General features: G+C 76.2%; 19 protein-coding genes. 7 read left to right on the top strand and 12 right to left on the bottom strand.

The window, feature by feature from the left end:
- Positions 1-34 precede the first annotated feature (34 nt).
- The 6 genes from IPM45_06035 to IPM45_06010 form a co-directional block, all read right to left on the bottom strand.
- Entirely contained in the window at positions 35-403 is a 369-nt protein-coding gene (locus IPM45_06035; protein ID MBK9179126.1) for a nuclear transport factor 2 family protein, read from the bottom strand.
- Positions 404-427: 24 nt separating this feature from the next.
- Positions 428-682, bottom strand: a complete 255-nt coding sequence (locus tag IPM45_06030; GenBank protein MBK9179125.1) for a WhiB family transcriptional regulator — start codon at positions 680-682, stop codon at positions 428-430.
- A gap of 242 nt (positions 683-924) precedes the next feature.
- Positions 925-2,199, bottom strand: a complete 1,275-nt coding sequence (locus IPM45_06025) for a PhoH family protein (GenBank protein MBK9179124.1) — start codon at positions 2,197-2,199, stop codon at positions 925-927.
- A 209-nt stretch (positions 2,200-2,408) separates the two neighbouring features.
- Positions 2,409-3,065: an LUD domain-containing protein gene (locus IPM45_06020; GenBank protein ID MBK9179123.1), complete on the bottom strand. Its 657-nt coding sequence runs from the start codon at positions 3,063-3,065 to the stop codon at positions 2,409-2,411.
- The gene (locus tag IPM45_06015) at positions 3,065-4,468 is read right to left on the bottom strand and encodes a lactate utilization protein (GenBank protein MBK9179122.1); all 1,404 of its coding nucleotides are present in this window, start codon (positions 4,466-4,468) and stop codon (positions 3,065-3,067) included. Before IPM45_06015 ends, IPM45_06020 begins: the two co-directional genes overlap by 1 nt.
- The gene (locus IPM45_06010) at positions 4,465-5,262 is read right to left on the bottom strand and encodes a (Fe-S)-binding protein (protein MBK9179121.1); all 798 of its coding nucleotides are present in this window, start codon (positions 5,260-5,262) and stop codon (positions 4,465-4,467) included. Before IPM45_06010 ends, IPM45_06015 begins: the two co-directional genes overlap by 4 nt.
- 90 nt (positions 5,263-5,352) lie before the next feature.
- Between IPM45_06010 and IPM45_06005 the strand changes: the two genes are divergently transcribed.
- Positions 5,353-5,802 carry an HIT family protein gene (locus tag IPM45_06005; protein MBK9179120.1) on the top strand — a complete coding sequence of 150 codons (450 nt, stop codon included), beginning with the start codon at positions 5,353-5,355 and terminating at the stop codon, positions 5,800-5,802.
- Here the strand turns inward: IPM45_06005 and IPM45_06000 are convergent.
- Positions 5,727-6,443, bottom strand: coding sequence for a GNAT family N-acetyltransferase (locus tag IPM45_06000; GenBank protein MBK9179119.1), 717 nt, complete (start codon positions 6,441-6,443; stop codon positions 5,727-5,729). The genes IPM45_06005 and IPM45_06000 overlap by 76 nt on opposite strands.
- A 327-nt stretch (positions 6,444-6,770) precedes the next feature.
- Between IPM45_06000 and IPM45_05995 the strand changes: the two genes are divergently transcribed.
- A complete protein-coding gene (locus tag IPM45_05995; protein MBK9179118.1) occupies positions 6,771-7,619 on the top strand; it encodes a protein kinase in 849 nt (282 codons plus the stop codon).
- A gap of 11 nt (positions 7,620-7,630) precedes the next feature.
- A complete protein-coding gene (locus tag IPM45_05990) occupies positions 7,631-8,851 on the top strand; it encodes a hypothetical protein (GenBank protein ID MBK9179117.1) in 1,221 nt (406 codons plus the stop codon).
- A 12-nt stretch (positions 8,852-8,863) separates the two neighbouring features.
- Here the strand turns inward: IPM45_05990 and IPM45_05985 are convergent, their stop codons facing one another.
- Positions 8,864-9,091, bottom strand: a complete 228-nt coding sequence (locus IPM45_05985; protein MBK9179116.1) for a hypothetical protein — start codon at positions 9,089-9,091, stop codon at positions 8,864-8,866.
- 115 nt (positions 9,092-9,206) lie between these two features.
- Here IPM45_05985 and IPM45_05980 point away from each other — a divergent pair, with 115 nt between their 5' ends.
- The 3 genes from IPM45_05980 (at position 9,207) to IPM45_05970 (ending at position 10,792) form a co-directional block, all read left to right on the top strand.
- On the top strand, positions 9,207-9,494 hold the full coding sequence (locus IPM45_05980) for an HU family DNA-binding protein (GenBank protein ID MBK9179115.1): 288 nt from the start codon (positions 9,207-9,209) through the stop codon (positions 9,492-9,494).
- Between the two features lie 10 nt (positions 9,495-9,504).
- Positions 9,505-9,900, top strand: a complete 396-nt coding sequence (locus IPM45_05975; GenBank protein ID MBK9179114.1) for a hypothetical protein — start codon at positions 9,505-9,507, stop codon at positions 9,898-9,900.
- Between the two features lie 97 nt (positions 9,901-9,997).
- Positions 9,998-10,792, top strand: a complete 795-nt coding sequence (locus IPM45_05970; GenBank protein MBK9179113.1) for a TIGR03084 family protein — start codon at positions 9,998-10,000, stop codon at positions 10,790-10,792.
- A 6-nt stretch (positions 10,793-10,798) separates the two neighbouring features.
- On the opposite strand, the gene IPM45_05965 is transcribed toward IPM45_05970, so the two are convergent.
- Both IPM45_05965 and cofC read right to left on the bottom strand, forming a co-directional pair.
- Positions 10,799-11,539 carry a PIG-L family deacetylase gene (locus IPM45_05965; GenBank protein MBK9179112.1) on the bottom strand — a complete coding sequence of 247 codons (741 nt, stop codon included), beginning with the start codon at positions 11,537-11,539 and terminating at the stop codon, positions 10,799-10,801.
- Positions 11,536-12,141 carry a 2-phospho-L-lactate guanylyltransferase gene (gene cofC, locus IPM45_05960; GenBank protein ID MBK9179111.1) on the bottom strand — a complete coding sequence of 202 codons (606 nt, stop codon included), beginning with the start codon at positions 12,139-12,141 and terminating at the stop codon, positions 11,536-11,538. Before cofC ends, IPM45_05965 begins: the two co-directional genes overlap by 4 nt.
- 26 nt (positions 12,142-12,167) lie before the next feature.
- Here cofC and IPM45_05955 point away from each other — a divergent pair, with 26 nt between their 5' ends.
- Entirely contained in the window at positions 12,168-13,907 is a 1,740-nt protein-coding gene (locus IPM45_05955) for a hypothetical protein (protein ID MBK9179110.1), read from the top strand.
- Between the two features lie 52 nt (positions 13,908-13,959).
- Here the strand turns inward: IPM45_05955 and IPM45_05950 are convergent, their stop codons facing one another.
- The gene (locus IPM45_05950; protein ID MBK9179109.1) at positions 13,960-14,343 is read right to left on the bottom strand and encodes a PaaI family thioesterase; all 384 of its coding nucleotides are present in this window, start codon (positions 14,341-14,343) and stop codon (positions 13,960-13,962) included.
- Complete coding sequence (locus IPM45_05945) at positions 14,340-16,976, bottom strand: alpha-mannosidase (GenBank protein ID MBK9179108.1); 2,637 nt, start codon at positions 16,974-16,976, stop codon at positions 14,340-14,342. Before IPM45_05945 ends, IPM45_05950 begins: the two co-directional genes overlap by 4 nt.
- Positions 16,977-17,031: the final 55 nt, after the last annotated feature.

Genomic DNA, 17,031 nt, shown 5'->3' with positions numbered 1-17,031 from the left:
CGGGGGTGTGACGCGGTCGGGGAGGGCGGAGCGATCAGCCCTGCAGCTGGGAGGTGAAGGTCCCCAGGTCGAAGTAGTCGCGCCACAGGTGGAGTCGGCCGTCGCGCACCTCGAACACCCCGGCGACGGGGAGCTCCAGCCAGCGGCCGCCGATCTCGAAGCGGTCGACCCGGGCGTTCATCACGACGTCGCCCTGCTCCACCTGGTGGTGGATCACCCACTCGACGGCGGTGGCCGAGCCGAGGAACCCGCCGAGGGTCGCTCGGATGGCGTCGGGGCCGGCGACCGCACCCATGGGCACGTTGTCGTAGATGCAGTCGTCGGCGACGAGGGCGAGGGCGCCGTCGAGGTCCTTGGCCTCGACGGCGCGGATGAAGGCGGTGACGACCTCTCCGGGGCTCATGCCCGAAGCATCGCAGACCGCTGGTCAGCGGCGGCGCTCGCTCCGGCCGCCGACCGGGTTGGGCACCGGGAAGCCGGCCGCCGCCCGCTCCTCCTCGGACTCGCCGCCCCAGACCCCGTACTCGCGGTTCAGCCGGGCGTACCAGCGGCACTCCTGGAGCACCGGGCACGACTGGCAGAGGGCCTTCGCCCTGGCCTCGCGCCGATCCCGCGCCTGGGGACGCTCCGCCCTCGGGGCGAAGAAGAGGCCGGTCCGGCTGCGGCAGGCCGCCGACTCCATCCACGTCTGTTGGCTGTACCGCCGCGGCAGCGCAACTGCGATCGGCGGCACCTCGGCAAGGGCCACGGCACCGACCTCGTCCTCGGAGGTGGAGCGGCGGGGGATCGGGAGGGGGTGATCCCCCGCCGCCCGTTATTTACGACTAAATCGTACCGGGACCGGTTGGGGCGCGGCGGCCGACGCGACGAGTTGTCCCGATGGGCGCCATCGGCGGGGGCGATCGGCGCGCTGGCGGTGGTGGGCTACAGCACCGGGCCGTCGAGCAGGGCGGTGACGAGCGCGGCCACCGGGCTGCGCTCGGCCCGGGTGAGGGTGACGTGGGCGAACAGGGGGTGGCCCTTCATGGCCTCGATCACGGCGGCGATGCCGTCGTGGCGGCCGACGCGCAGGTTGTCGCGCTGGGCCACGTCGTGGGTGAGCACCACCCGACTGCCGTCGCCGAGGCGGCTGAGGGCCGTGAGCAGGGTCTGGCGCTCGAGGTTCTGGGCCTCGTCGACCACGACGAAGGTGTCCGTGAGGTTGCGCCCGCGGATGTGGGTGAGCGGCAGCACCTCGAGGAGGCCCCGGGCCACCACCTCGTCGATCACCTCGGGGCCCACGATCGACTCCAGCGCGTCGGACACCGCGGCGGCCCAGGGAGCCATCTTCTCCTGCTCGGAGCCGGGAAGGAACCCGAGGTCCTGCCCGCCCACGGCGAAGATGGGACGGAAGACGAGCACGCGGCGGTGGGTGCGCTGCTCCAGCACGGCCTCGAGGCCCGCCGCCAGGGCGAGGACCGACTTGCCGGTGCCGGCCGTGCCGCCCAGGCTCACGATGCCGATGTCGGGGTCGGCCAGGACGTCGATGGCGAGGCGCTGCTGGGCGCTGCGCCCCCGGAGGTCGAAGAGGCTGCGGTCGCCGCGGACCAGGTGCACCCGCTTGTCGGCACGGACCCGCCCGAGGGCCGACTGCGAGCCCGCCGCCAGGGCGAGGCCGGTGTGGCAGGGGAGGTCGCGGGCGTCCTGGAGGTCGACGACGCGCTCCGCCCACAGCGAGTCGATGGTCGCACCGTCGACCTCGAGCTCGAGGAAGCCGGTCCACCCGCTGTCGACCGCGAGCTCGTTGCGGTACTCCTCGGCCTCGAGGCCGGCCACGCTCGCCTTCAGCCGCAGCGGGAGGTCCTTGGTGACGACGACCACCCGGTGGCCCTCGTCGGCCAGGTTGCGGGCCACCGCGAGGATCCGGTGGTCGTTGTTGTCGGCGGTGAGCCCGGCGGGGAGGCGGCTGGTCTCCTGGTGGTTCAGCTCCACCCGTAGCGTGCCGCCGGCCTGGTTCACGGGCATGGGTTCGGTGAGCGAGCCGTGGCGGAGCCGCAGCTCCTCGAGCGCCCGGAGCGCCTGGCGAGCGGCCCAGCCCAGCTCCGGGTGGTGTCGCTTGGACTCGAGCTCGGTGAGGACCACCACGGGCAGCACGGTGGCGTGCTCTTCGAACCGGGTGAGCGAGCGCGGGTCGGAGAGCAGCACCGAGGTGTCGAGCACGTAGGTGGTGGTCGGCGGCGGGGCCGAGCGCGCCGCTCGGGTGGGGCGGGGGGCGGCGCGGCGTCGGCCCTCGCGGGCCGGATCGGGCGCCACGGGCGGGGTCGGACGGCTCACGGATCTCCCTGCGGTCGGAGGCACCGCGGCTCATGGAACTCGCTCCGCCGAGCCGGGTGGGGGATGGTGGCGGGGCCTGCCCGGCGACGGGGCGGTCAGGCCCCGAGCAGGGCCACGTGCACCGCCGTGGGCCCGTGGACGCCCTCCACGATGATCTGCTCGATGTCGCCGGAGCGGCTCGGCCCGGTCACCACGCAGAGGTTGGCGCTCAGGGGCCCCTGGGTGCCGAGGCGGCGGAGCACGTCGCCCGGCGTGGCCACCAGCCGGTCGACCGGCAGGACCGCCAGGTGCGTCGGCGGGAGCAGCCACAGGGTGCGGCCACCGGCCCTCGCCGAGTCGAGCACGATCGACCCGGTGGCCGCGATGGCCGCGACCGCGCTGGTGACACCCAGGTCGGCCCGCGTCGCGGCGGCGAGCGAGGGCTCCTCCACCTCGACGCCCAGGGTGGCGAGGCGGGCCCCGACGGCCAGGGCCTCCGGCTCGCGGGAGACGCAGGCGCGCCGAACGCCGGCGCGATCCACCAGTTCGGCGAGCAGCGAGAGCGGGACATCGGGGAGGTCGATGCGGTGCACGTGCGCGTGCACCGCCGACGCGGCCCGCTCGAAGCTGCCGAGCAGGTCGTCCCGGTCGAGCGAGCGGGGGACGGCCTCGGGCACGTCGGGCGGGGGCGGCGGCAGCGGGTGGGCCGGGTTGGCGGGGATGCCACCGTCGAGGCGGCGACGCAGGCGGTCGAGGAACGCGGCGCGCTCCATCACACCTCGCCCGCGTCCCAGCGTTCCCGGAACGTGCGGCGCGCCGGCACCGGCGCGGCCCGCCCCTCGGTCCACCGGGACAGCCCCGGCAGGAGGTGCGCCCACCGGGCGGCGGCCCGCCCGCGCGCCAGCGCACGGGTGCTGGTCCGGTACCCGGCCGGGCGGCCCCACGCCTCGGCCCACGCCCGCCAGGCGGCCCGCTCGGCCGAGCCAGCGCGCTCCGCCCGGCGGCGCCGGAGCGACAGGAGGAGGTCCTGGAGGGGGATGCCGACCGGGCAGGCGTCCATGCAGGCGCCGCACAGGGTCGACGCGTTGGCCAGCTCGGCGGCCTCGGGGTGCTCGCTGGCGAGCAGGGGGGTGAGCACGGCGCCGACGGGGCCGCTGTAGACCCAGCCGTAGGCGTGGCCACCCACCTGGCGGTAGACGGGGCACACGTTCAGGCAGGCACCGCAGCGGATGCACGCCAGGATCTCGTGCAGCTCGCTGGCGAGCACGTCGCTGCGGCCGTTGTCGAGGATCACCAGGTGGACCTCGTCGGGGCCGTCGGCCTCGCCGGCCCGGCGGGGGCCGCTGACGATGTCGGTGTAGGCGCTGAGCTGCTGGCCCGTGGCCGACCGGGCGAGCAGCGAGAGCAGCAGCTCGCACTGCTCCCAGGTGGCGGTCACCCGCTCCATCCCCATGACCGCCACGTGGACCCGCGGCACCCCCATCGTCAGGCTGGCGTTGCCCTCGTTGGTGACGAGGACGAGGGAGCCGGTCTCGGCCACCCCGAGGTTCACGCCCGACACGCCGAGGTCGGCCCGGAGGTACTCGGCGCGCAGGGTCTCGCGGGCGAAGGCCGCGAGTTTCGCCGGGTCGGGGTCGAGGGTGCGGTCGCCGGCCGCGGTCTGCAGGGCCTCGGCTGCCTGGTACCGGTCCCGGTGCACGGCGGGGGCGATGATGTGGCTGGGCGTCTCGTGGGCCAGCTGGATGATCCACTCGCCGAGGTCGGTCTCGACCACCGAGCAGCCGGCGCGGGCCAGGGCTTCGTTCAGCCCGGTCTCCTCGCTGGCCATCGACTTCGACTTCACCACCCGCCGGGCGCCGATCCGCCGGGCGATGCCGGCGATGTGCCCGTTGGCCTCGGCCGCATCGGCGGCCCAGAACACCTGGCCGCCGTTGGCCTCGAAGCGGTCGGCGAGCCGCTCCAGGATCGCGGGCAGGTCGGCGAGGATGTCAGCCCGTACCGCGCGGGCGGCGTGCCGGAGCCCGTCCGGGTCGTCGAGGTCGGCCAGCGCCCGCTCGCGACCGTGGCCGAAGTGGCGGAGGGCCCGCGCCAGCGAGCCGCGCAGGCGGACGTCTCCGGTGGCGGCGGCCGTGCGGTCGCGGAGGGTGGTGCCGGGCAGCAGGTGCTCGCCGCTCATGGCGCCACGCGGGGGTCGCGGCCGTCGAGGGCGGCAGCCAGGACCTGGGCCAGGTGGGCGGTGCGCACCGGGCGGCCCTCGTGCTCGGCGCGGGTGCGGAGGTGGAGCAGGCACGACCCGTCGGCGCTCACGAGCAGCTCGGCCCCGGCCCCGGCCCCGGCCCCGGCCCCGGCCTCGGCCAGCGACGCCAGCTTGTCGTCGGCCATCGCCACCGACACCTCCGGGAGCTTCATGCTGAACAGCCCGCCGAAGCCGCAGCACCGCTCGGCCGCACCCCACTCGACCCGCTCGCAGCCCTCCACCCGGTCGAGCAGCGCCTCCGGCTGATCGTGGACGCGCAGCTCCCGCAGGAGGTGGCACGAGTGGTGGTAGGCGACCCGCGTGGCGGGCATGCGCAGCGGGGGGAGGGAGCGCTCGGCCAGCAGCTCGGACAGCTCGCGGGTGCGCGCGCCGACCAGCCGGGCCCGCTCCGCCGCGTCGTGGTCGCCCACCAGCTCGAACAGCTCGGGCCAGAACACGCGGATCATCGTGGCGCACGACCCAGCCGGCACCACGACCACCTCGGCCGGGTCGGCCGGGTCGTGCAGCGCCGCGTGGAGCGCGTCGAGGGTGGTGCGGGCCACGGTGGCGGCGGCGTCGGCGGCACCCGCGTTCCAGGCGGGCTGGCCGCAGCAGGTCTGGCCATCGGGGCACGACACGTCGCAGCCCGCGGCGCGCAGCACCCGCACCGTGGCCACCCCCACGTCGGGCTCCAGCACGTCGACCATGCACGTCACGAAGAGGGCCACCCGCACGGGGCGCACGCTACCGGGCACCCCCGCGCCCCGTCGTCCCCGCGGCCGTGGTCCCGCCCGGGAGAGGGGGTGGGGTGCGATCATCGGCCCGTGCCCACCCCGGGGCGGCCCGACGACGGCTGCCCGTTCTGTCGCATCGCCGCCGGCGAGGTGCCCGCAGACGTGGTGCTGGCCGACGAGGTGGCGGTCGCCTTCCTCGACCACCGCCCGCTGTTCGCGGGCCACACGCTGCTGGTGCCGCGCCTGCACGCGGCGACGCTGCCGGCGCTGCCCCCCGAGCTCGTCGGCCCGCTGTTCGAGCGGGCTCGGCGGCTGGCGGCCGTGATGGAGGTGGGGCTGGGCGCGGCCGGCTCGTTCGTGGGGCTCAACAACCGCGTGAGCCAGAGCGTGCCCCACCTGCACGTGCACGTGGTGCCCCGCAACCGGGGCGACGGCCTCCGCGGGTTCTTCTGGCCCCGGCGGCGCTACGCCGAGGGGGAGGCGGCCGCGGTTGCGGCGGCGCTCCGCGCCGCGCTGGCCTCGCTGCCGTCTCCGCCGTGAGCGAGGCCGAACAGCTCCAGGCAGGCCTCCAGGCCCTCGATGGTGATGTCGTCGCGGCGGCGCTCCTCCCACACCGCTCGCTCCAGTCGGAACAGCAGCTCGCGGGCCGGTTCGGCCCGGCGGGTCACCCAGCGCTGGCCGTTGTCGGCGTAGCCGAGGGCACGCGAGACCGCGACCGAGGCCGCGTTCGACTCGAAGGCGCCGCTGTAGGCCACGCGGGCGCCCAGGCCCGCGAAGGCGAGGTGCAGGACCGCGGCTCGCATCTCGGTGCCGATGCCCCGGCCCTGGTGCTCCCGACCGAGCCACGACCCGGTCTCGACGGTTCGGACGATGCCGAACCGCTGGGCGAACAGGCCCTGCGAGCCGACCAGCTCGCCGCCCGTGAACACGCCGAGCTCCAGCCTCCAGGCGTCGGGTGCCCACTCGGCTCGGGCGCGCCAGTGGTACTGCAGCACACCCTGCTCGAGCCGGGGCGACGGCAGGTCCGTCCAGGGGACGAGGAACGGCATGGTGGCCGGGTCGTGCACCCCGCGGGAGGCCAGACCGGCGAGGAGGGCGAGCTCGTCGTCGCCGGGCGGGCGCAGCTCGAGGCGGGGTGTGCGAACCCGGAGCCCGAACAGTGGCCACAGCTGGCTCAACATCGCCCGAGTGTGTCCGACGGGGCCAGGGTGCTGCTCAGAATTCGCGCGCGCCGCCCTGCTCTCCCTCGCGGTCCCGACAGGGGCTCGTCGTCCAGGCACCCGGCCGAGCCCACGACGACCGCGTAGCGTGGAGCCGTGGCCCGGCTGTCCGCGCTCGTTCATGACCGGCGCACCCGGCGGGGTGGGCCGGCGGTCCTCGCCGCGCCGGCGTGCCGGGCTGCTCGCCGGCCCGGGCCGGGAGGTGTCGGGGATCGGCGCGGGCGGCGAGGTGCGCGATGACTCGTCCGGCGCCGTCTTGAGCACGCCTGGGGTGGTTCGGTGCCCGGCGTGAGCGCCGTCCCGGGCGATGCCGGCTGGCGCGGCTCGCCGGTGCTCGTCGGCGACTACGAGCTGGTCCGCTCGCTCGGCGTGGGCGCCGACGGCCGCACCTGGCTGGCCCGGCCGCCGGGCCGGTTGGGCCTGGCCGCCGATCTCGTCGCCATCGAGGTCCTCGACCGTCCGGTCCGCGATGCCGGGTTCGCCGCGATCGTCGAGGTGCTGCAGGTGGTCGCGGCCGTCCGGTCGCCCCACCTGGTGCGGTTGCTCGACGTGGGCCGGGCCGGACGCCTCGGCTGGGTGGCGTTCGAGTGGCCGGCCCTGGGCTCGCTGGCCGCCCCGGCCCGCCCGCTGGGTCGCACCGACGCGGTCCGAGCCGTCGCCGCCGCGGCGCGCGGCGCGCACGCCCTCCACCAGGCCGGGCTGGCGCACGGTGCCGTCTCCCCCTCCACCGTGCTCCTGGGTGCCCAGGGTGCGGCCCTGGGCCCACTCGCGCTGGGGCGGTTCGTGGAGCCCGGCCTGGTGCTCGACGGCGACCGGACCCTGATCGACCTCGACTGCACCGACCCCGGCATGCTGCTCGGCGAGCCGCCGTCGAGAGCCTCCGACGTCTGGTCGCTGGGGGCCACGCTCCACCGGGTGCTCACCGGTGCGTCGCTGGTGGGCGTGGTGCCCGACGTCGACGTGAGCCTCGCCCTGCGCCGCTTCCTCGCGGCCCGTCCCACGCTGGCCGGGCCGCTGTCGCCGGGTTGTGCCCGGGTCGTGATCGATTGCCTCCACGAGGATCCGGCCGACCGCCCGACCACCGCCGAGCTGGTGGCGGAGCGCCTCGAGTGGCTGCTCCGCACCGAGGCGGCTTGAGGGGGCATCGGATGCGGCTCGAGCGGCTCCAGCTGTCGATCGCCCCGGGCGAGGGCGTCGCCGCCCGGTTCGGCGACGTGGTGGTGTTCTCGCCGTCGGCGCGTGCCGGCGACCCGGTCCTCGATCGGGTGCTGGCCACGTGCCGCTCCCTGTCGGAGCTGCCGGGCGTGCCCGGCGACCTGCTCGTCGAGCGGCTCGCCGGCGATCTCGGTGGATCGGCACCCGGCCCTGCGCTGTGCGTCCTGGCCGCCATCACCGGCGGGCTCGAGGTGGTGCTGCGGGGCCCGGTCGAGGTCACCATCCGTCGGGACGGGCAGCTCGATCGCCATCCCGGCTCCGATCCGGGCTCGTGGGTCGACCTCGTCGTCGACGACGGCTTCGACGAGCTGACGGTGGCGGCACCGGGGGTGACGCCGCCGGCCGGCGACGTCGCGCTCGACCTCCGCGAGGGCGTCGTGCCCGCGGGCGGCCTCCGTCTGGGACGCCGCCTGGCGACCGACGAGGCCCTGGCGGCGCTGGAGGTCGGGCCGGAGGACCCCGGGCCGGCAGCCGAGACCGGCTGGGAGGGGCTCGTGCGGGCGGTGCTCGAGCCCGACGACGAGGCCGGGGCCGGGGCCGGGGCCGGGGAGGCGCCGGCCAGCGCCGGCCCGGGCGACGGGATCGAAGCGGTGCCGCTCGTCGGGCCGGCACCGGTCGCCGCCACGGCGCCCCTCCCCGTCGGCCGGGGCGCGAGCGCCGCCCTGGGGCCCCGGGTCGCCGCGCTCCGCTGCGGCGCGGGTCACGTGAGCCCGCCGACCGCGCTGTGGTGCGTGGTCTGCGGCCGGTCGCTCGCCGACCCGTCCGTGGTGCGGGTCGAGGCCGTCCGCCCCGCGCTCGGGCTCCTCGTCGTCGACGACGGCGGTGTCTACTCGCTCGACACCGGCTACCTCGTCGGACGTGCGCCCGACGACGCGCCCGAGGTCGCGGCGGGCACGGCGCGACCGCTGCGTCTCGACGATCCCGACGGGCTCATCGCGCCGGTGCACGTCGAGGTTCGCCTGGCCGGGTGGGAGGTGCTCGTCGTCGACCGGGGTTCGCCCACCGGCACTTTCGTCCACCCCGCCGGCGCCGACGACTGGCGACGGCTCGAGCCCGATCTGGCCCAACCGCTCGTGCCGGGTACCGCCGTCGCCGTCGGCCGGCGGGTCATCTCGTTCGTCGGGCGCCCCGTTCGTCGTCCTGGCGACAGCTGAGCGCGCCGCGGCTCACCGTTCGAGACGCACCGACGGCCGCCCGTCGACCACCGTCAGCGTGGCCGGCATGGCCAGCAGCTCCAGCTCGTCGAGCTCCTGATCGGTTGTCACCACGCGCACCACGTCGCCCCTGCGGGGGCCGGAAAGAATCGTCAGTTCGAGTGCCATTGTTCTCCCGTGCTCGTCGGTCTGCTCTTCGGCCTCCACGACGAGCGCCTCGTAGATCCCGTCCTCGATCATGCGAACGCCCTTCTCTGCGAGGAAATGCTTGACCTACACCTTGCCGTCGGTTGTCATGTCCCTCGACACACACGATCGTGACGGTGTCACCCCGAGGAGGAGATCGGTGGCAAAGCTGACCAAGGCCGAAGTGATCGACGCGGTGGCGGCCGATGCACAGGTCACGAAGGCCGATGCGGAGAAGGTCGTCAACGCCTTCTTCGAGACGGTGCTCGCAGCGGCCAAGAAGGGCGACGATGTCGGCTGGCCGACGATCGGAACCTTTAAGGTCACCAAGCGAGCCGCCCGCACCGGCCGCAACCCGCGCACCGGCGAGCCCGTGAAGGTCGCGGCGTCCACGTCGCTGAAGCTCCAGCCCAGCGCGGGCGTGCGGACCGAGCTCAACCCCAAGCGGAAGAAGTGAGGAGCGCGACGTGACTGCCCCGATCCCGGCCAAGGCGCCGGCCAAGAAGGCCCCGGCGAAGAAGGCGGCACCCGCCAAGAAGGCGGCGCCGGCCAAGAAGGCGGCGCCGGCCAAGAAGGCGCCCGTCAAGAAGGCGCCGGCCAAGAAGGCGGCGCCGGCCAAGAAGGCGGCGCCGGCCAAGAAGGTCCCGGCGAAGAAGGCGGCGCCGGCGAAGAAGGCGCCCGTCAAGAAGGCACCGGCGAAGAAGGCGGCGCCGGCCAAGAAGGCGGCGCCGGCCAAGAAGGCGGCGCCGGCCAAGAAGGTCCCGGCGAAGAAGGCGGCGCCGGCCAAGAAGGCGCCCGTCAAGAAGGCCCCAGCGAAGAAGGCGGCGCCGGCCAAGCGGGCTTCCGCGGCCAAGAAGGCCTGAGCGCACACCGCTCGTCGCACGGGGGCCCTGCGGGGCCCCCGTGGCGCGCCCGGGCACGGTCGGGCCCTGCCGTGGTACGCATCCTCCCGTGGACCCGTTGCACGAGCTCCTCCGAGACCTCGCCGACGAGCACGCCGACCTCGACCGGATCGTCGCCGGCATCGGCCCCGCCGACTGGGACCGACCGACGCCCGCCGAGGGCTGGGCCGTGCGAGACCAGATCAGCCACCTCGCCTTCTTCGATGGCACCGCCACCCTGGCGGTGGCGGATCCCGAGCAGTTCGCGTCGGGTCTCGAGGCGCTGCGCGACGCCGAGGACGCGTCGGCCTACCTCGACCAGGCCGTGGCGCGGGGCCGGGTGATGGACCCGGCCGACCTGCTGCGGTGGTGGCGGGCCGAACGTCGGGCCCTGCTCGCGGCCGCCCGCGGCCTCGACCCCAGGTCCAGGCTGCCGTGGTACGGCCCGCCGATGAGCGCCATGTCCTTCCTGTCGGCGCGGCTCATGGAGACGTGGGCGCACGGCCAGGACGTGGTCGATGCCCTCGGGGCCCGCCGGGCTCCCACCCTGCGGCTCCGCCACGTCGCCCAGATCGGTGTGCGGGCGCGGCCGTGGAGCTACGTGGTGCGCGGGCTCGAGTCCCCGACCGGCGAGGTCCACGTGGATCTGGCCGGTCCCGGCGGGGAGCGGTGGACCTGGGGCGATCCGGCGGCGCCGGACACGATCCGCGGGCCTGCGCTCGACTTCTGCCTCGTCGCCGTGCAGCGGCGGCATCCGGCCGACACCGCCCTGGTGGCCGACGGTGCCCTGGCCGAGGAGTGGCTGGCGATCGCCCAGGCGTTCGCCGGCGGTCCGGGCGCGGGCCGCCGACCCGGGCAGTTCGCGCCCGGCTGACCGCCGCTACAGGCGGTCGATCCTCTTGAAGGCCTCGGCGTGGAGCACGCCGATCTCGGCTCCGTGCGCGGCCAGGCGCTCGCGGACCCGCCGGCGGAACGCCTCCAGCTGGTCGCCGTCGCCGTGGTTGTCGATCGACATCGTGGAGCGGAACTGGCTCACGTGCGATTCGAGGGCGGCCAGCTTGGCCTCGACCCCGCCGCTGACGTCCTCCCAGTGGTCGTGCTCGTCGGCCTCGAACAGCAGCAGGGCCTCCGGCCGGTGCGCCGCGATCTCCTGCTCGGGGAAGAAGTGGGGATCGCGCGCGGCCACGATGCCGTCGCACGCGAGGAAGCCGGCGTTGCGGTGGTCGGGGTGGAGCCGGTAGCGCTTCCACGGGTCGTGACCGAGCACGACCGTCGGGCGGAGGCGGCGGATCCAGTAGGCGATCTCCCAGCGCTGGCGGAGCGTGCACTCCAGCTCGCCGTCGGGCCACCCCAGGAACACGACGTCGCCGGTGGCGCCCAGCTCGCGGGCGGCGGCCCGCTGCTCCTCCTGGCGGCGGGCCACCAGGTGCGCCAAGTCCTCGTGGGGGTCCCACGTGCCCTTCGAGCCGTCGGTGCAGACGAGCAGGCTCACCTCGCAGCCGGCTGCGGCCCACGTGGCGAGAGTGGCCCCCGCTCCGAACTCGATGTCGTCGGGATGGGCGCCGATGGCGAGGGCCCGCTCGGGTACGGGCAACGGGCTGTGCACGGGGTCCTCCGTCAGGTCGAGGGGGCGCCGATGGCCACGTGGGGCGACGGGGCCAGGTCGAGGGGCAGGGCGAGGTCGGCGGGGAGGTCGACGTCCCAGCCGAGGCGGCGCTCTCGCACCACGCGCAGGCCCAGGCCCAGGCGGCGGGCCTCGGCCGCGTGCCGCCGGAACGAGCCGGGGCCGTAGGCGAACCGGAAGCCGGCGGCTGCCGGTACACAGGCCACGTTGGTGCCGTCGTCGCGGCGGTCGGGCACGAGGGTCACGCCCTCGAACGCGGCCACCCACGACAGGCCGACGGCGAGCGGGAGGTCCGCGTGGGCCACGATCACCCGGGCCAGGCCCGAGGCCGCCAGCGCGGCCACACCGTCGGCCACTGCGGCGTCGAGGCCGCGCTGGGGGCACCACAGCACGGCCGCGCCGACCCCGCGGGCCCAGGTGGCCACCTCGTCGTCGTCGCACACCACCGTCACTGCCAGGGGAGCGGCCGCCGCGATCACCCCGGCGGCCATGTCGCGGGCCAGGCGGGCCCGCGCCTCGGGCGCCAGCGCGGGGGCGAGCCGCAGCTTGGCCTCGGCGAAGCGCTTCACCGGCACCAGCACGGCCACGGAGGTGGGCACCAGGCGAGTGTAGGGTCCGGGGCCTCGTGAGCCCCCTGCGCCGCCGTGCCCGTTCCGACCCGGCCGCCGAGACCCGTCCGGCGCCGCGCCTGCCCCGCGCCGGGCAGGGCTGGCTGCTGCCCCGGCGCTTCGAGCGGGGTGAGGGCGCACGGTGGACCCCAGTCGGCGCGCTGGGGGCGGCGGCGCCCGGGCTCGTCGACCCGTCCGGCGCGGTCACGCCCCGGCGGGGGGCGTGGTCGCTCGACTGGTGGGTGGGCGCCGACGACCGGTGGCACGTCCCCGCCCGCGAGGCCGCGCTGCGCCAGCGGCTCGTCGACGGCGTGCCCGTGGTGGAGACGGCCATGCGCGTGCCCTCGGGCGACGTCGTGCAGCGGGTGTACGGCGCGGTGGGCGACGGAGCCGAGGTGATCGCGGTCGAGTGGCGCAACGACTCGCCGGTGCCGGTGGCGCTGGCGATCGCCGTGCGCCCGTTCTCACCGGAGGGGGCCGCGCCGGTCCGCTCCATCGATCTCGACGGCGAGGTGGTGCGCGTCGACGGCCGGCCCGTCCTGCGGCTGCCCAGGCCGCCGAACCGCGCCGCCGCCTCGACCGGTGCCGGCGGCGACGTGGCCGAGGTGGTCCTGGCCGGCGGCGCCCCGGATCGCTGGCGGGGGGCGGTCCACTGCGACGAGGGCCGGGCCACCGCGGCGGTGGTGTACCCGCTGCCCCACCACACCACCCTCCGCGTCGTGCTCGGGTGCGCCGAGCACCCACCCGGCGACCCGGCGGCCCTGCCGCCGCCGGAGCAGGTGGCGCGGGGCTGGGTGGCACAGGACCAGCGGGGGTCGCGGCTCGAGCTGCCCGACGCGCGCCTGGCCGAGGCGGTGCGGGCGGCGCGGTGCTCGCTGCTGCTGGCCGCGGCGGCCGAGCCCGCCCGGGGCACCGCGGCGGCCGTGCGCGCCGTGGCGTGGGCGGCGGCCGGGCTGGCCGACCACGGGTTCGCCGACGAGGCGGGCGAGGCGCTGCTGGCGTGCGATCTGGCCCTGGACGACGGCTCCGCCCTGTGGGCGCTCGGCCGGCTGCTGGGCCGCACGGGTGACCGCGTGCTGGCCGAGACGGTGGTGGTGTCGGTCGCCGGGGCGGTGGAGCGGCTGGCCCGGCAGCGGCCAGTCCGGGCCACGGCCGTGCGGGGCGTGGCCGCCGCGGCCACCGTGCTGGGGCTGGCGGGCGAGGCGCGGGCCGCGGCCGATGCCGAGCGCAGCGCCGAGCGGCTGCTCGCCGCCGGCGGGGTGGTGGCCGACCTGGAGCCACTGGCCGGTCCGACCGGCGGCGCCTCGGGCGCCACCGGCCTGGCCGCGCTGGTGGCGGCGGCCTCGCCCACGTGGACCTGGTCGGTGGGCCCCGAGGGGGCCAGCCTCGAGGCGGCCGGCCGCTTCCTGGTGCTCGTGCGCGATCTGCTCGTGGCCGACAGCGCCGACCACCTCGACCTGTGCTCGGAGCTGCCGGCCGGCTGGTGGGGCCAGGGGTTCGAGGTTCACGGCGTGCCCACGCGGTTCGGGCCGGCGGGCTACGCCGTCCGCTGGCACGGCGAGAGGCCGGCGCTGCTCTGGGAGGTCGACCTGGCCGAGGGGGTACAGCCGCCGCTGCTCTGCAGCCCCGGCCTCGACCCGGCGTGGCGCGACGAGCGCCCCGCGGCCGAGGCGCTCCTCGGGCCGGTGGCGCGGCCGGCAGTCGGGGGCGGCGACACCGGCCCACGCGACGAGAGCGGACCGGTGTCGTTCGGCTGACGAGGCGCCGGCGGTCCCTTTGCCCGACGGCCCCGCCCCCGCCCGCGTCGGGTCAGTCGGTGGGCGGTGAGAGGACGGCGAAGGAGCCCGTGGCCAGGGCGACCAGCCGGTCGTCGGCATCCCTCACCCTCGACTCGAGGTGGAGGATGCGCCGGCCGGGGTGCACCACCTCGGCCTCGGCCACCAGCGGCCCGCCGGTGACCGGGCGCAGGAAGCGAACCTGGACCTCGATGGTGGCGCAGGTCGCGCCCTCGGGCAGCAGGCCGGTGACGGCCGCGCCCATGGCCGTGTCGACGAGGGCGAACACGACGGCGCCGTGCACGACCCCGTGCGGGTTGTGGTGGGTGGGCGTGACGGCGATGGTGGCGCTCCCGCGGCCGGGATCGCCCCGTTCGGCGCGCAGGCCGAGCAGGTCGGCGAGCGGGAAGTCGCTCATCCGGGCAGGCGAACGGTCGCGATGCGCCAGGGCGCCAGCCCGAAGCCGCCCTCGACCGGGCCGACCGGCGCGCCCCGCAGGTCGACCAGCCAGCCGCGGTGCCCCCCGAGGTCGACCCACGTGGGTTCGGCCGTGGGGTTGAAGAGGCGGACCTCGAGGCCGCCCGCCGTGCGCACCACCGAGGACACCCGGGCCCCCCGGAGATCGAGGGCCTGACCGGTGGCCGGGCGGGTCCCCGTGCCCCGGCCCACGGCGACCTGCAGCGGCAGGTAGGCCTGGTCGACCAGGGCGTAGGGGTCGACGTCGCCCACCTGCACGGCGAGGTGCACCTCCCGGTGGCCGAGCAGCTGGGGCCCCTCGACGCGCATCGGCGGGCCCGCCGGCAGCGGTCGGGTCGCCACCTCGACGCGTGACAGCATCCCTGTGGCCCGAAGCAGGGTGAGGGCCAGCGCGTGGGCCGCGCCGTCGTGCACGTCGACCAGCTCGTACTCGTCGAGTCCCTCGTGCACCACGGTGAGCCCCCCGGCCTGCACGAAGCGGCGGCTCGGGAACGTGGGGATGCCCGTCTCCGAGGGCCCGCCCTCGGCGGTGAGGCCCCGCTCCACGACGGCGAACGCGCACTCGGCCGACGACGTGGTGGCCGGCCGGGGGAGGGGCAGCCAGGCCCGGAGCCGGTGGTCGCGGCTGGGGTTGTCGAAGGCCACGGTCATCCGCACCAGCCGCTCGCCGGCCCGGAGCTCGAGGGTGGTCCGCACGTCGACCGTGCGCTCGCCGACCCGGCGGCGGGCCCGCACCCGCTCCGGCCAGGTGTAGCGCCGGTCGACGACGAGGCGGGCGAGGAGCGGCCCGGCGTCGGCCACGTGCACCTGCACGTCCTCGGGCTCGTCGACGAGCAGGTCGTGCTCGGGTGGGGACCAGCTGTAGGTGTCGCCGTGGTCGCCGTCGTCGACGAGGTGCCCGAAGCCGGGCAGGCCGTCGATGGCGAAGGTGCCGCGGTCGGGGTCGACCTCCACCGTCACCAGGCCGTTGGCCATGGTCGTCCGCGAGGCGGCGACGGGCACGACGGAGAGCGGCGCCGGCGTCCACGCCGCCCAGCCGTAGGCGGGCAGGTCGTCCATCCGGGCCAGCACGCGCCGGCGGGGTGGCCGGGTCACCCGGATGTGGAAGTGGGCGTCTGGCCGGGCCTGCGCCTTGGCCAGCAGGTCGGCCTTCACGTCCGACACGATGAGGTTCTCGAGCAGGTGGCGGTCGGCGGAGAGGACCACCTCGACCTCGTCGCCGCGATCGTCGACGTCGATGGCGTTCACGTAGGTGTGGGCGTCGAGCTGCTGGCTGCGGAGCAGGTTGAGGTAGGGCGGGAGCTCGGCGCCGGTGAGGCGGAGGTCACCCGGCACCTGCGGGTCGGCGACGAGCGGCTGGGTGCCCTCGGCCTCGACGTCGCCGGGGAGGTCGAGCTCCACCAGGCCGCTGCGCGCCCGGGGCGAGGGGTTCACGACGACCGGCCCCTCGGTGGCCAGCGACTCGCCGAGGGCGCGCAGCGCCCGCTCGGTGAGGCCCTGGGCGATGTGCACGGCCTCGGCGTAGCGGTGGAGCACGGCCTCCACCACGTCGTCGGCCGAGCACGCGCAGATCGAGTCGTGGGCCGAGTTGCGGAGCAGCTGCAGCCAGGCCTCGTCGAGCAGCCGCTCGGGCCAGCGGTCGGCCGGGAGGAACAGCGCGCACAGGGGTTCGGCCAGCTGCTCGACGGCCCGCTCTGCCCGTGCCGCCGCCTGCTTCACGTCGACCCGGTTGGAGATCACGCCCATCAGCAGGTTGGCCCGAGCGCCGGAGCGCAGCTCGCCCACCCACGTGGCCAGGCCGTCGGTGGGGGCGGCGTCGAGGAACGCCGACAGGCTGGTGATCTCCAGGTGGTAGTCGTCCTGCAGGTCGTTGGCCTCGGCCACGACCCGGCCGAGGTGGGGGCGGGGCACCTGATGGTCGGTGCCGTACATCCACAGCAGGTCACCGACCAGGGCGGGGCCCAGGTCCTGCTCCCACGCCCGGATGCGGCCGACGAGCTCCCCGGCGTCGTCGGGAAGGTAGGCGCCGTTGCCGTAGCCGGCGGTCCACAGGTACTGGGCGCGCACCCGGGAGCCGTCGGGAGCCTCCCACCAGAAGGCGGTCCGGTCGACGGCCGCCGGCACCCCGCGCCAGACCACGGCCTGGTCGAGCTCGGCCTGCCGGAGGAGCTGGGGCATCTGGGCCACGTGCCCGAACATGTCGGGGAGGTAGCCCACCGCCATGGCCCCGCCGAAGGCGGCCGCTCGCTGGAGGCCGCGCTGCAGGTTCCGCACGAGGGTCTCGCCCGACACGAGGAACTCGTCGGGCAGCGTGTACCACGGCCCCATGGCCACGCGGCCGCTCGCGGCCAGCCGGCGCAGGCGCTCCTCGGCCTCGGGCCGCACCGCCAGGTAGTCGTCGACCAGGGCCATCTGGCCATCGAGCAGGAAGTGCGAGAGCGACGGGTCGGCCTCGAGCCGCGGGAGCAGCTCGTCGAGGAGGTCGACGAGGCGGAGGCGGAAGGTCTGGAAGGGCGAGTACCACTCGCGGTCCCAGTGGGTGTGGGGCACGACGGCCACGGTGCGCTGCGGCATCGGGTGCCGAGCGTACGCGGGCGTGCCGGTGATGTCCCCGACGCTGTGCCCCGCG

Source organism: Acidimicrobiales bacterium (assembly GCA_016716005.1).
In the GTDB taxonomy this organism is placed as follows: domain Bacteria; phylum Actinomycetota; class Acidimicrobiia; order Acidimicrobiales; family JADJXE01; genus JADJXE01.
Note: the sequence above shows the minus strand (reverse complement) of the source record. Positions and strands in the feature narration are given on the sequence as shown.